We start from the raw sequence: 14,393 nt of genomic DNA on the forward strand, positions 1-14,393 counted from the left end.
AATATTCTTCCAATTTAATACAAATTACATATAGATTGGTAGAGTTATTTTATAGAATGTGAAAGTAAAGTGAAAAGGGAGAGTCATATGGTAAATTTTAAGAAAATTTCGGTTTTTATTATGGTTATTTGTTTATTTTTTTTGACACCTATGACGTTATATGCTGAGACGAATGTTGGAGTAAATCCGGAGCAAGTGGCACCTCCACCTGCGGAAGGGCCGAATGTTTTTAGTCAGTTTGCGACTACGATTGATGCGAAAACAGGAGATATGTTGTACGACAAAAATGCACATCATCGTGCGTTCCCTGCTAGTATGACGAAGGTGTTAACGGCGATTTTACTGATGGAGCATACGAAGCCAGAGGATCAATTTACGTTTTCACAATTAGCATTAGATCAAGAGAAGAGTAATTATCAAATTGAGTTTCAACCTGGTGAGACTATTAATAGAAATACTGCACTTATGATTTTAATGGTGCTGAGTGCGAATGATGTGTCGTATGCGATTGCGGAGCGTATTGGAGGAAGTGTTGAAAATTTCGCTAATATGATGAATGAAAAGGCGAAGCAATTAGGGGCTAAAGATAGCCATTTTGTAACGCCAAATGGATTGCATGATCCAAATCATTATACGACGCCATATGATATGGCCATGATTACGAGAGGTGTGCAAAAGTATCCTGAAATTTTACAAGCGATGAATACGAAAAGAACGACGGTTACGACATCTACGCAAACAGTTTCTATTTTTAATAAGTCTACTTATTTTGAAAATCCATATAGCATTGGTGGTAAGACAGGATTTACGAATGAAGCGCGCAATACGCTCGTTTTATTAAATGAGAAGGATGGGAATCGCATTATAAATGTAGTAATGGCTTCTCAAAGACCTGAAATTTATGAAGATTTGAAGCAGATGGCGGAATATTCTTTTGGGCAATTTACGAAGCAAACGGTACTAGATAAACATAGTTGGCATCAAAAGACAACGTATTTAAATAAAGATGTTGATTCTGAATTGGAAAAAAGTGCTGAGCTTATGCTAAAGAAAGATGAAGGGAAAAATGTAAAAACGGCTTTTCGGGTTAATTCAGTGGATAAAGAATCTTTGTATCAAAAAGGAATTCATCGCGGTGAAGTAGTTGGTGCGGTAGATATTATAAAAAATAATCAAACGATTGCGACTATAAATGTTCTTTCAAAAGAAGATGTTACGTTTGCGATGCCTAAAAAAGATACAGTTGCACCTGAAGTAAAGGAATCCAATGTGAAAGTGATAAGTGTTGGGATAGGTGCGATTGTATTATTTGGAGCCATTTTATATGTAGTGCTGCGTCGAAATAAACAAGGAATGAAATCAGAAGAGAAATAAATTGTTAGTATAGAGACTGTGATGAGGTTTTGTCACGGTCTTTTTTGCATGTATTTTAAAAACGATTTAACTAATAATTGTAAATGTTCTTATTGCATTTCTGTATTGTTCGTTATATTATTTACTTGTGTTCTTGTTAAAGAACTAAAGTGGATATTACATATTTCAAATAATATAAAACAACAGAGAGGGAGAGAGACGATGAAATTAGTTTGGAAGATTATTAGCAACGTTATCTCATTTGTTTTATTTGCATTGATGGTTTTTTTAGCTTTTGTAGTTGTTTCGTCAAAAGCGAGTGGCGGGGATCCAACTGTGATGGGATATCAATTTAAATCAGTGTTATCAGGATCGATGGAACCGACATTTTTAACAGGATCAATCATTGCAATAGAGCCAACTAAAGATGGCTCTAAATATAAAAAAGGCGATGTTATTACGTTTAAAGAGAAAAATGACAAAATTATCACTCACCGTATTATCGGTGTGAAAGATACAAATGGAAAAGTAATGTATGAAACAAAAGGGGATAACAACAACGGACCAGATTTAGCACCAGTACTTGCAGAGAATGTAATCGGAAAGTATGCAGATATTACAGTTCCATACGTTGGTTATGGACTGAATTATGCGAGTTCAAAAGCGGGAGCAGCATTACTTCTTATTATTCCAGGAGTCTTTTTACTTGGTTATTCCGCGATTTCTATTTTTGGCGCTATTCGTAGCATCGACGGAGAAAAGAAAGATAAAAAAGTAGAACAATCCATATAGTTAGTTTGGTTATATCTTCCTATTAGGAAGTTAACAAATATATATTATGGGGGATTTGGACATGACTTTAAAGAAAAAATTAGGAATGGGTATCGCATCAGCAGTACTAGGAGCAGCATTAGTTGGTGGAGGAACATTTGCATTCTTTAGCGACAAAGAAGTGTCAAACAATACATTTGCGGCTGGTACACTTGATTTAGCGGCAAACCCATCGACAGTTGTTGATGTATCGAATTTAAAGCCTGGCGATACAATTAAAAGAGATTTTAAACTAGAAAATAAAGGCTCTTTAGACATTAAAAAAGTTTTACTAAAAACAGATTACAAAGTAAGCGATGCGAAGGGCGACAATAAAGATGATTTTGGTAAACATATTAAAGTAACATTCTTAAAGAATGTAGATAAGCATGAAACAATTGTAAAAGAAACAACGCTAGATAAATTGAAGGGTGACACACTTACAGCGGTAGATAATGATTTATCTGCTTGGTTCTGGGATGAAAAAGGTATTTCTGCAGGTAAGTCTGATAAATTCGCAGTGAAATTCGAGTTTGTTGATAATAAAAAAGACCAAAATGAATTCCAAGGCGATAAACTAAATTTAACTTGGACGTTTGATGCACAACAAACAGAAGGTGAAGCAAGATAATAATAAAAAAGGGCTATCACATGGATAGCCCTTTTTCTATTTTTCTAGCATATGGCTATCATTTTGTATAGTTCTTTATTATAATAAAGATAATGTTCTGTATAAAGAACGCATTGTTCGATGGGAGAGATTAAGATGCTGAAAAGACCGCGTAATTTAAAAAAGATGCTTATATTGCCGTGTGTGTGCTCTATTACGTTTTATTTAGGATCTCAAGTCATGACGCATACAGAAGCGGCATTTATTCATGAAACGAAAGTAGAAGCGACGCTTTCTACAGCAATTATATTTCCGAAAACAGTTAATACGTTAAAAGAGCAAGCTGAGCAACATAAACAGTTTATTGAGCATGAGTATGGAACAATGAAGGGGAAATTGAAAGCAACTTCTATTGAAGAAATAGAACAGGCAATTGTAGTATGGCAGCAAGGACGTGAGAAAATTACTTCTGAGAAGGAAGCTTTACAAAATGTATATACTGCAATAGAAACTCCTTATAATCAAATACAAGAAGAATTAAAAGTGAATAAAAGTGAATCAATTCATCAAGTATCCTTGTATGTGAACGAAGGTTTTCATAGCATTAAAGAGAAGCGTGATTATGTTGATAAAGAAGCTAGTTTGCAAGTTATTGATGAACAAATTCAAGCTCTACAACAACTATTAAAAGATGAAACAGTTAAGAAACAGAATGAAACAGAAGAACAGAAGAAGCTAGAAGAACAAAAGAAGGCAGAAGAACAGAATGAAACAGAAGAACAGAAGAAGCTAGAAGAACAAAAGAAGGCAGAAGAACAGAAGAAGCTAGAAGAACAAAAGAAAGCAGAAGAACAGAAGAAGCTAGAAGAACAAAAGAAAGCAGAAGAACAAAAGGAAGTAGAAGAGCAGAAGACAGTAGAAGAACAGAAGAAGCTAGAAGAGCAGAAAAAATAGAAATAGATAAACAGCCTGATCAAGTGGAGCATGAAAAGGCACTTCAACTGATCCAGTGAAACAGCTGGAAAATAGCAATGTGGTGCAAGGAGAATACGAATGCATTAGCTGTAAATAGCTTATAAAAAGATAATGCTTATATGAGTGTGAGGAAACGTCAGTCCTCACCTCTTTGTCTTATTTTCTTTTTCTTATAGGATTAAATATGAATAAGGGTTAAGTTATCAAATTATATTTATGAAAAATCAGAAAATTCAAAAAGTTATTGATAAATAAAAAAAATGAAATATATATTGTATTTATATAGGTTTGTTCGTTATAATGAACTTAAGGTTTTTAGAAAAGAACAAATATTAGCTAAGCTAATATAGTTTTAGTTACACCTCTTATTTTGAAATAAGAGATAAAAATACAAAAAACAGCTAGGGGGAATTGATTGTGAGTCTGAAAAAGAAATTAGGTATGGGAGTTGCATCAGCAGCATTGGGGTTATCTTTAATTGGTGGAGGAACATTTGCATTCTTTAGTGATAAAGAAGTATCGAACAATACATTTGCAGCTGGGACGTTAGATCTTACATTAAACCCTAAAACGCTTGTAGATATTAAAGATTTAAAACCAGGGGATTCTGTTAAGAAAGAGTTCTTATTAAAGAACGACGGTACGTTAACGATTAAAGACGTTAAATTAGCGACAAAGTATACTGTTAAAGATGCAAAAGGTGATAATGCTGGTGAAGATTTTGGTAAGCACATTAAAGTGAAATTCCTTTGGAACTGGGATAAACAAAGTGAGCCTGTATATGAAACAACTTTAGCAGATTTACAAAATGTGGATCCAGATGTTTTAGCTAAAGACATCTTTGCTCCAGAGTGGGCAGAGAACGGTGGTCTAGCACCAAATTCAGAAGACTATCTATGGGTACAATTTGTATTCGAAGATGATGGTAAAGATCAAAACAAATTCCAAGGCGATTCATTGAACTTAGAATGGACATTCAATGCTAACCAAACAGATGGCGAAGAAAAATAATAAAGCAAAAAGCGGGGATTCCCCCGCTTTTTTTTATAAAGAAAAAAAGAAGTGCCCGTTTTAAGCACTCTTTCATATGTATTATTGTTGATTTTTCTTCCATTGTGTAAATTCAAGAAATTCACGAAACTGTTCTTTTGAGACACCGGAGCTCATCGCATCTTTAACGAGTTGTGTCCATTCGGAGTCTAGATGACTTTCTGTTGTTGTTTCATCGTGAAGTAACGTATCAACTGGAATTTGTAGAACAGCTGAAATTTTTTCGAGAAACTGAATGGAAGGGTTTTTTTGTAAATTTCGTTCTATAGAACTAATGTAAGATTTAGCTACACCAGCTTTTTCGGCGAGTTCTGTTAGTGAAATGCCCTTTTGTAAACGAAGGCGTTTTATACGTTCTCCTATCATATTTGCGCACCTTTCTATCAATATGTAGTCGTCTTATGATGTGATTATTATAACATAAACTTCGTTAAAAAGAACGAGGCTATTGAGCCTGGCTCGTATGCTTCATACGTTGGAAAAAGTGTTCAATATCTTGCAGGGCAATGCCAGCATCTAGAGCTTCAAGTATTAAATCAATCCATTCTTGATCTAGTGAGTCAGCCTTATCTTTGTACAAATGTAATTCCTCCCTAATTATTGGTCATAATTGCTGCTACATAGTAGACGATAATTAATCGAATTCTATATTTTATGTATCAAATTATCGAATATTGTGTAGATGAAACAAAGATAAAATCCCCATTAAATTCTCTCTATGGAAATTATAAGGTTTCTGCCAAAAATTTTCAATATTTTCTGAAAACATTGTTGAATTGTGATATATTCGTATACTAACTATGAAATTTTTACAAATATATTAAAAAAATTACATAATATAACTAAATATTGAAAATATATTGAATTTTTAATAATATAGAGTATGTAATACATATTTTATATTAGGGGAGGCAATAAGGGATGAAAAAGAAACCATTTAAAGTGTTATCATCAATTGCTTTGACAGCTGTTCTAGGCTTGTCGTTTGGTGCTGGAAGCCAGTCTGTATATGCTGAAACGCCGGAGAACAAGACAGCTACAAGCCCAGTTGATGATCACTTAATCCCAGAAGAGAGATTAGCAAATGCGCTAAAAAATCGTGGGGTAATTGATTCGTCAGCTTCAGAGGCAGAAACAAAGAAAGCTGTCGAAAAGTATGTAGAGAAAAAGAAGGGTGAAAATCCTGGGAAAGAAGCGGCAAGTGGGGACCAACTTACGAAAGATGCATCTGACTTTTTAAAGAAAGTGAAAGATGCAAAGGCAGATACGAAAGAAAAATCAGAGCAGCCAGCAAACGGGACTACAGCAGGAACAGGTCCAGTTAGAGGAGGCTTAAATGGGAAAGTACCAACTTCACCTGCTAAGCAAAAAGAGTATAACGGTGAAGTTCGTAAAGATAAAGTACTTGTTTTACTTGTAGAGTACGCTGATTTCAAGCATAACAATATTGATAAAGAGCCTGGCTACATGTATTCTAACGATTTTAACAAAGAACATTATGAAAAAATGTTATTCGGTAATGAGCCATTCGCGTTAGAGGATGGGAGCAAAATCGAAACGTTTAAACAATATTACGAAGAGCAATCAGGTGGTAGTTACACAGTGGACGGAACAGTCACAAAATGGTTAACAGTTCCAGGTAAAGCTGCTGATTACGGTGCAGATGCTGGTACAGGTCATGATAATAAAGGACCAAAAGGACCACGTGATCTAGTAAAAGATGCATTAAAAGCGGCTGTAGATAGCGGACTTGATTTATCACAGTTTGATCAGTTCGATCAATATGATGTAAATGGTGATGGGAATCAAAATCAACCGGACGGTTTAATCGATCACTTAATGATTATTCATGCGGGTGTTGGACAAGAAGCTGGCGGTGGTAAATTAGGTGATGATGCAATTTGGTCACATCGCTGGACAGTTGGACCAAAACCATTCGCAATTGAAGGTACAAAAGCGAAAGTTCCATATTGGGGCGGAAATATGGCAGCATTCGACTACACAATTGAACCAGAAGATGGCGCGGTTGGTGTATTCGCACATGAATATGGCCATGATTTAGGTCTTCCAGATGAGTATGATACACAGTATAGCGGTCAGGGTGAACCGGTTGAAGCTTGGTCTATTATGAGTGGCGGAAGCTGGGCTGGTAAAATCGCAGGAACAACGCCAACGAGTTTATCACCACAAAATAAAGAGTTTTTCCAAAAAACAATCGGTGGTAACTGGGCGAACATCGTAGAAGTAGATTACGAGAAATTAAATAAAGGTATCGGTCTTGCAACATACTTAGACCAAAGTGTTACGAAGTCAGATCGTCCAGGTCTGATTCGTGTTAACTTACCAGATAAAGATGTAAAAGGAATTCAGCCTGCATTTGGTAAACAGTATTACTACAGCACAAAAGGTGATGACCTTCATACAACGATGGAAACGCCACTATTCGATTTAACGAAAGCAACGACTGCAAAATTCGATTATAAGTCATTGTATGAAATCGAAGCAGAGTACGATTTCCTTGAAGTACACGCTGTAACAGAAGATGGACAAAAAACGTTGATTGAAAGAATTGGTGAGAAAGCAAATAGTGGAAATGCAGCTACGACAAATGGAAAATGGGTTGATAAATCATATGATTTAAGTCAATTCAAAGGTAAGAAAGTGAAACTAGTATTTGAATATATTACAGACGGTGGATTGGCGTTAAATGGATTTACACTTGATAATGCGTCACTAACTGTAGATGGAAATGTTGCATTCTCTGATGATGCAGAAGGTACACCACAATTCAAATTGGACGGTTTCGTTGCATCTAACGGAATGGATAAGAAAAAGCATAACTACTATGTAGAGTGGAGAAACTATGCGGGTTCAGATAACGCATTGAAATTTGCTCGCGGTCCAGTATATAACACTGGTATGGTTGTATGGTATGCGGATTCAGCTTACACAGATAACTGGGTTGGTATACATCCAGGACATGGTTTCCTTGGTGTAGTTGACTCTCATCCAGAAGCAATTGCAGGAACTTTAAATGGCAAACCAACATTTAAAAGCAGTACGCGATTCCAAATTGCTGATTCGGCGTTCTCATTCGACAAAACGCCAGCTTGGAAAGTGGTATCTCCAACGCGCGGAACATTCGTATACGATGGATTACCAGGAGTACCGAAGTTTGATGACTCTAAAAAGTATATTAATGAGCAAATTCCAGATGCAGGACGTATTTTACCGAAGCTTGGTCTGAAGTTTGAAGTAGTAGGACAAGCTGATGATAACTCTGCAGGTGCTGTTCGTTTATATCGTTAATACAGTAAAACTACCGGGAGATTTTCTTTCGGTAGTTTTTTTGTGAGCAATGAATTTTATATAAAGGGAAAAGTTATATATAATGTAACTTTAAGAATAGAAATTTGTTACATATGAAGTCTATATAAATAATGAAAAAATTGGATAAAAATAGTGGGAGAAGGTGAGTGCATGAGTATTTCCTCTATTGTAAATAAACAAAAGGAATATTTTTATAAAGGACATACGAGAAGTGTAGAGACGAGAAAGAATAATTTGAAGAAGCTTTATGATGGAATTCAGCGTTTTGAGGATGAGATTTTTCAAGCGTTGAAATTAGATTTGAATAAATCAGTTCACGAATCATTTACAACAGAAATTGGATATGTACTAAAAGAGATTTCTTTTCAAATGAAGCATATTTCATCTTGGAGTAAACCAAAGCGTGTTCGCACAGCTCTTACTCATTTTGGATCGAAGGGGAAAGTAGTGCCAGAACCGTATGGTGTGACGCTTATTATCGCACCGTGGAACTATCCGTTTCAATTAGCAATTGCCCCACTCGTAGGAGCATTGGCAGCCGGAAATACAGTCGTTTTAAAGCCGTCAGAGTTAACGCCAAACGTTTCAAAAGTGCTTACGAGAATGCTAGAAGAATTATTCCCAGAAGAGCTTGTATCGGTAGTAGAAGGCGGTGTTGAGGAAAGCACTGCACTTTTAAAGGAACCGTTTGACTATATTTTCTTTACAGGTAGTGTTGGTGTTGGAAAAGTTGTGATGGAAGCAGCGGCGAAAAAATTAACGCCTCTTACGTTAGAGCTTGGCGGGAAAAGCCCATGTATTGTACATAAAGATGCAAAGCTAGATGTAACCGCAAGACGTATCGTTTGGGGCAAGTTTTTGAATGCTGGGCAGACGTGTGTAGCGCCTGATTATATGTACGTTCATTCTTCAGTGAAAGAGCAGTTAATCGAGGCATTACGACATGAAATCGCAGAGCAATATGGAAAAGATGCTTTGCAAAATGACAATTATGTGCGAATTGTGAGTGAGCGTCATTTTGAACGTCTATGTACATTTTTGCAAGACGGTAAACCTGTGATTGGCGGGAATTATACGAAAGAAACATTACACATAGAGCCTACAGTGTTAACGAATGTTACATGGCAAAGTGCTGTTATGGAAGATGAAATTTTTGGACCTATTTTACCAATTATAGAATACGACAAAATAGAAGAGGTAATTGAAACGATTCAGCACCATCCAAAGCCGTTAGCACTATATGTATTTTCTGAAGATAGAAAAGTGCAAGAGAAAGTGACGAGTAATATTTCATATGGCGGAGGATGTATAAATGATGTCGTATATCATCTTGCAACGCCATATTTACCTTTTGGGGGCGTTGGAAGTAGTGGGTTAGGCAGCTATCACGGTGAACAAAGTTTTCGGACTTTTTCACATTATAAAAGCATTTTGTCCCAATCTACAGCATTTGACATGAAAATTCGTTACTCTTCTACAAAAAGTGCTTTAAAATTCATACGAAAGTTGTTAAAATGATGATGGTGTTTATCAGTAGGCGTAGCCGTATGATAAAAACCCCTTCGCAACTGAAGGGGTTTTTCTGTTCGACATATGTATCATGCGAAAATGAATCAAACATACTACATAAAGAATAGAAGAGAACGCTGCTAAACAACCATTTTTGTTTGGATCGAAACAAAAAATAGTCTATAGAACATAAATATTTATTCATGAATATAAAAATTAAAATTTAAGGTAGATAGGACGGGAAAATGAAAAAGATTATTAAAGTTGAAGCAGTAGAAAAACATTTTGGAAATCAAGTGATTATCCCCCCTCTTTCTTTAGATATTAAAGAAGGAGAATTTTTAACAATTTTAGGACCGAGTGGTTGCGGGAAAACGACTTTACTTCGTATGATCGCAGGATTTGAAACGCCAACTAAAGGGAATCTTTTATTAGATGATGAAAAGATTAACGATTTGCCGCCATACAAGCGTCATATGAATTTAGTGTTTCAACATTACGCACTATTCCCACATATGAATGTTGAAAAAAATATTTGTTTCGGTATGAAAATGCAAAAAGTATCAGCAACAGAACAGAAAGAACGTGCGGAAGAGGCAATGCGTTTAACGCAGTTACTTGAGTTCCGTAATCGTAAACCGTCGAAGCTTTCTGGTGGACAGCAACAGCGTGTAGCAATTGCAAGAGCAATTGTAAACAACCCACGTGTATTACTATTAGATGAGCCACTGGGAGCGCTTGACTTTAAGTTAAGAAAAGATTTGCAACGTGAATTGAAAAACTTACAACGTAATTTAGGAATTACGTTCATATATGTAACGCACGATCAAGAAGAAGCAATGAGTATGAGTGATCGTATTGTCGTTATGAATAAAGGGCATATCGAACAAGTCGGCACGCCTAAAGAAATTTACAATCAACCGAAAACATTGTTTGTTGCAACGTTCATCGGTGAAAATAATATCGTGAAAAATGGGGAAAACTACGTAGCAGTTCGCCCTGAAAATGTAAAAGTTCGCTCGGTTGAAGAGCCAATTTTAAAAGAATACCACCTTGGGCATATTGAAGATATTGAATTTGTTGGAAATATGGAAAAGCTATATGTACGTGAGGAGAAAACATCGGAATTACTAATGGCATATCAAACTGCTGAAGAAGCAACGCAGTGGAGCATTGGAGATAATGTATATGTAGGCTGGGAGCAAGAGGACGAGGTGACCTTAAATTGAAGAAAGGGAAATTACTCGCATTACCTACAGTCGTATGGCTGTTACTCTTCTTCCTAATTCCACTTCTGTTCGTATTAGCATTTGCCTTCATGCAGCGCGGAGCATACGGGACAGTAGAAATGAAATTTACATTAGATAACATAGCGCGTGTGTTTGATCCATTATATATGGGGACGTTATGGGAAACAGTGAAAATTGCGGTTATTACGACAGTACTATGTTTATTAATCGGTTATCCATTTGCCTATACAATTACAATTGTTGATCGTAAATATCGTTCTATCCTTTTATTATTGGCAACGATCCCGTTCTGGATTAACTTCCTTGTTCGTTCATACGCATGGATTGTTATTTTACGTTCACAAGGTCTTGTAAACACATTGCTATTGAAACTAGGTATTATTAGTGAACCTTTAAATCTGTTATACAATACACCTTCTGTAATACTCGGAATGGTATATTCTTTATTACCATTTATGATTTTACCAGTGTATGCAGCAATTGAGCAGCTTGATAAGCGTAAGCTAGAGGCAGCTTATGATTTAGGAGCAACACCAGTAAAGGCATTTTGGAATGTAACAGTACCGATGACGATGTCAGGGATTACTACTGGTTCTATTTTAGTATTCGTTTCCTCTATCGGAATGTTTGTTGTATCAGACGTTATGGGTGGATCGAAAGTAGCATTAATCGGAAACGTAATTCAAAACCAATTCTTAGGTTCACGTGACTGGCCGTTTGGTTCCGCGTTATCTATGATTGTTGTTCTATTCTCTGTTCTGTTAATTTACTTATATTATCGTGCAACGAAAGTATATAAATATGATGGAAACGGAGGGGAATAGGCAAAAATGAAGAAGTTTTTAGTTTCTTATTCTTGGTTAATCTTATTGTTTTTGTATTTTCCAATGATGGTTTTAATGGTATATTCCTTCAACGATTCTCGCATTAATGCGGAATGGGAGGGCTTTACACTCCATTGGTATACAGATTTATTTCAAAAACAAGATGTTATTGATGCGTTTGTAAATAGTATTACGATTGCTCTTATAACGACAATTGTGACGACAGTTCTTGGTGTGATTTTTGCTATTGCATTACACCGTTACAAATATCGTTTTGAAGGGGCCATTAACGGTCTTGTATATTTACCAATTTTAATTCCTGATATTTTAATGGGATTATCTTTACTTATCCTATTTAGTCAATTAGGTATGGAACTTGGAAAAACAACAATTATTATTGCACACATTACATTCAGTATTTCATTTGTTGTTGTTATTTTAGCGGCACGTCTTTCTGGTATGGGACGTGATTTAGAAGAGGCTGCAAACGATTTAGGAGCAACGCCGTGGCAAACGTTTCGTTATGTAACGTTTCCAGCAATTGCACCAGGAGTTATTTCAGCCGCATTATTAACATTCACATTATCGATTGATGATTTTGTAATTAGTTTCTTCGTATCAGGACCAGGATCAACAACATTGCCATTATACATTTATAGTATGGTTAAGCGCGGAGTATCACCTGAAATTAATGCTCTTTCTACAATATTAATTGTTGTAATTGTAGGATTAATGGTGCTATCGGAAATTTTCCGTAATAAAGGTGCAGACGGTGAAGAGAACTCTGGAGGACACCTTCCTTTATAATACGAATGATATAGAAAGAACGAGGAGGTAATAAACCGATGAAATTAGTGAAGAGATTAGCTGGTATAGCAATTAGCTTCAGTCTTGCTGCAGGTGTACTTGCTGGTTGTGGTGAGAAAAAAGAAGAATTAAACATTTATAGCTGGGCTGACAATTTTGATGAGCAAGTTTTAAAAGATTTTGAAAAGAAATATAACGTGAAAATTAACTATGATAAATATGCAAGTAATGAAGAAATGCTTGCGAAATTACAAGCTGGTGGCGCAACATATGATTTAATTCAGCCATCTGATTACATGGTGAAAACGATGGCGAAGATGGACTTGTTAGAGCCTTTAGATAAGAAGAACATCCCGAATATCGAGAATCTTGTTTCTAACTTCAAAACACCTGCGTTTGATCCAGAGAATAAGTATTCTCTAGTATATACTTGGGGTGTAACAGGCATTGCATATAATAAAAAGTATGTGAAAGAAACACCTACAAGCTGGAATGATTTATGGAACGAGAAATATAAAGGACATGTTACTTTATTAAACGATTCTCGTGAAGTATTAGGAATGGGACTTAAGAAAAACGGTTTCTCTAATAGCACGAAAGAGGATGCACAGTTAAAGACAGCGTCAAATGATTTACAGAAGCTACTTCCAAACTTATTAGCATTCGATACAGATAACATTAAACAAAAATTCATTACAGAAGATGCTTGGATCGGGACAGTTTGGTCTGGAGACGCAGCATTCATCGCGAAAGACAATAAAGATGTAGGATACGTTGTACCAAAAGAAGGCGGCACAATTTGGGCTGACACATTAGCAATTCCAAAAGGTGCGAAACATAAAGAACTTGCAGAGAAGTTTATGAATTACTTATTAGATGAAAAAGTAAGTGTGAAAAACTATGAGTCAATTGGTTACAGTAATCCAAATGAAAAAGCTCGTCCTCTTCATAGTAAAGAATATCGTGAAAACCACATGATTTTCTTAACGAAAGAAGAATTAGATCGTACAGAATGGCTTGTTGATGTAGACGATAAGTTAAAAGATTACGATCGTTACTGGACAGAGTTAAAAACAAAAGGTAAATAAGTAAGAAAATGCGGTTTCTAAAGTAGAAATCGCATTTTTTCATAAGTAGGAGGAAATCGTTTGAAGAAAAAGTTACATCGATATGAGTTCATGTGTATGATTTTATTACTTGCTTTATTCGGCATTATCGCTTGGAGAGTACAAGCAAGCGGAGTTACAGCAGTGGATACATATGTCCGAGAGATGGTAAAAGGATTACAAACAGAAAGCTCAATTACATTCTTCACATATTTTACAAAGTTAGGATCTGCAATTGGAGTTATAACGACACTAATTATAAGTTTGCTCGTTTTTTGGAAAAAACGTTATTATGCTGCTATGATTGTGTATCCAATGGCTATATTAACGACACACCTTGTTAATAAGGGAATAAAAGAAATTGCAAAAAGAGACCGCCCATCATTAAATGAGGCACTTGACGCACTTGGGTATAGCTTCCCAAGTGGACATGCAATGCTATCTATCATAACATTCGGTTTTCTTGCCTATATCATTGCTGCGAATTTGAAAAGTATAGCTGGAAAATGTGGTATTACGATTTCGATGGGCATATTAATTATATTGATTGGATTAAGTAGAGTTATTTTAAATGTTCATTACCCGACTGATATTTTAGCTGGTTATTGCGCAGGTGGCGTGTTGTTAATCATAGCAATTTATTGTCATCGTTTACTTACCGAGAGATTGGGACTTAATAACGAAAGATAGAAAAACGTCTAGAAAAACTAGTATTATAGTTTTTCTAGACGTTTTTTGTTTATGGGGAGATGTGATACAGTATAAATGA

At 35.7% G+C, this 14,393-nt stretch carries 14 protein-coding genes; 12 read left to right on the plus strand and 2 right to left on the minus strand.

What is annotated here, in order from left to right; genetic code table 11:
• Positions 1-87: 87 nt before the first annotated feature.
• The 5 genes from MHI07_RS06245 to calY all read left to right on the plus strand — a co-directional run bounded on the left by MHI07_RS06245 (position 88) and on the right by calY (position 4,759).
• Positions 88-1,374: a D-alanyl-D-alanine carboxypeptidase family protein gene (locus MHI07_RS06245; RefSeq protein WP_340822583.1), complete on the plus strand. Its 1,287-nt coding sequence runs from the start codon at positions 88-90 to the stop codon at positions 1,372-1,374.
• 201 nt (positions 1,375-1,575) lie between these two features.
• A complete protein-coding gene (gene sipW / locus MHI07_RS06250; protein WP_340822585.1) occupies positions 1,576-2,145 on the plus strand; it encodes a signal peptidase I SipW in 570 nt (189 codons plus the stop codon).
• Positions 2,146-2,206: 61 nt separating this feature from the next.
• Positions 2,207-2,794 carry a CalY family protein gene (locus MHI07_RS06255; RefSeq protein WP_002201286.1) on the plus strand — a complete coding sequence of 196 codons (588 nt, stop codon included), beginning with the start codon at positions 2,207-2,209 and terminating at the stop codon, positions 2,792-2,794.
• Between the two features lie 120 nt (positions 2,795-2,914).
• On the plus strand, positions 2,915-3,727 hold the full coding sequence (locus tag MHI07_RS06260) for a DUF4047 domain-containing protein (RefSeq protein ID WP_445661746.1): 813 nt from the start codon (positions 2,915-2,917) through the stop codon (positions 3,725-3,727).
• Between the two features lie 438 nt (positions 3,728-4,165).
• A complete protein-coding gene (calY, locus tag MHI07_RS06265) occupies positions 4,166-4,759 on the plus strand; it encodes a biofilm matrix protein CalY (protein ID WP_340822588.1) in 594 nt (197 codons plus the stop codon).
• 81 nt (positions 4,760-4,840) lie between these two features.
• Here the strand turns inward: calY and MHI07_RS06270 are convergent, their stop codons facing one another.
• Positions 4,841-5,164: a helix-turn-helix domain-containing protein gene (locus MHI07_RS06270; RefSeq protein ID WP_002064339.1), complete on the minus strand. Its 324-nt coding sequence runs from the start codon at positions 5,162-5,164 to the stop codon at positions 4,841-4,843.
• A 79-nt stretch (positions 5,165-5,243) separates the two neighbouring features.
• Positions 5,244-5,378 (minus strand): anti-repressor SinI family protein, encoded by a 135-nt coding sequence (locus tag MHI07_RS06275; protein ID WP_002011474.1) that lies wholly within the window; start codon positions 5,376-5,378, stop codon positions 5,244-5,246.
• Positions 5,379-5,719: 341 nt separating this feature from the next.
• On the opposite strand from MHI07_RS06275, the gene inhA1 reads away from it, so the two are divergent.
• The 7 genes from inhA1 (at position 5,720) to MHI07_RS06310 (ending at position 14,314) form a co-directional block, all read left to right on the plus strand.
• Complete coding sequence (inhA1, locus tag MHI07_RS06280; RefSeq protein ID WP_340822590.1) at positions 5,720-8,107, plus strand: M6 family metalloprotease immune inhibitor InhA1; 2,388 nt, start codon at positions 5,720-5,722, stop codon at positions 8,105-8,107.
• A gap of 171 nt (positions 8,108-8,278) precedes the next feature.
• The gene (locus tag MHI07_RS06285) at positions 8,279-9,646 is read left to right on the plus strand and encodes an aldehyde dehydrogenase (protein ID WP_016104227.1); all 1,368 of its coding nucleotides are present in this window, start codon (positions 8,279-8,281) and stop codon (positions 9,644-9,646) included.
• A 236-nt stretch (positions 9,647-9,882) separates the two neighbouring features.
• Positions 9,883-10,866, plus strand: a complete 984-nt coding sequence (gene potA, locus MHI07_RS06290; RefSeq protein ID WP_002011479.1) for a spermidine/putrescine ABC transporter ATP-binding protein PotA — start codon at positions 9,883-9,885, stop codon at positions 10,864-10,866.
• A complete protein-coding gene (gene potB / locus MHI07_RS06295; protein WP_002126118.1) occupies positions 10,863-11,711 on the plus strand; it encodes a spermidine/putrescine ABC transporter permease PotB in 849 nt (282 codons plus the stop codon). Before potA ends, potB begins: the two co-directional genes overlap by 4 nt.
• Positions 11,712-11,717: 6 nt before the next feature.
• Complete coding sequence (gene potC, locus MHI07_RS06300; RefSeq protein ID WP_002149696.1) at positions 11,718-12,518, plus strand: spermidine/putrescine ABC transporter permease PotC; 801 nt, start codon at positions 11,718-11,720, stop codon at positions 12,516-12,518.
• 38 nt (positions 12,519-12,556) lie between these two features.
• Positions 12,557-13,606, plus strand: a complete 1,050-nt coding sequence (gene potD / locus MHI07_RS06305) for a spermidine/putrescine ABC transporter substrate-binding protein PotD (RefSeq protein WP_340822597.1) — start codon at positions 12,557-12,559, stop codon at positions 13,604-13,606.
• A 60-nt stretch (positions 13,607-13,666) separates the two neighbouring features.
• Positions 13,667-14,314 (plus strand): phosphatase PAP2 family protein, encoded by a 648-nt coding sequence (locus MHI07_RS06310; protein WP_340822601.1) that lies wholly within the window; start codon positions 13,667-13,669, stop codon positions 14,312-14,314.
• The last annotated feature ends 79 nt before the right edge of the window (positions 14,315-14,393 follow it).

This window comes from Bacillus sp. FSL H8-0545 (assembly GCF_038006105.1).
GTDB classification, from domain to species: Bacteria; Bacillota; Bacilli; order Bacillales; family Bacillaceae_G; genus Bacillus_A; species Bacillus_A cereus_U.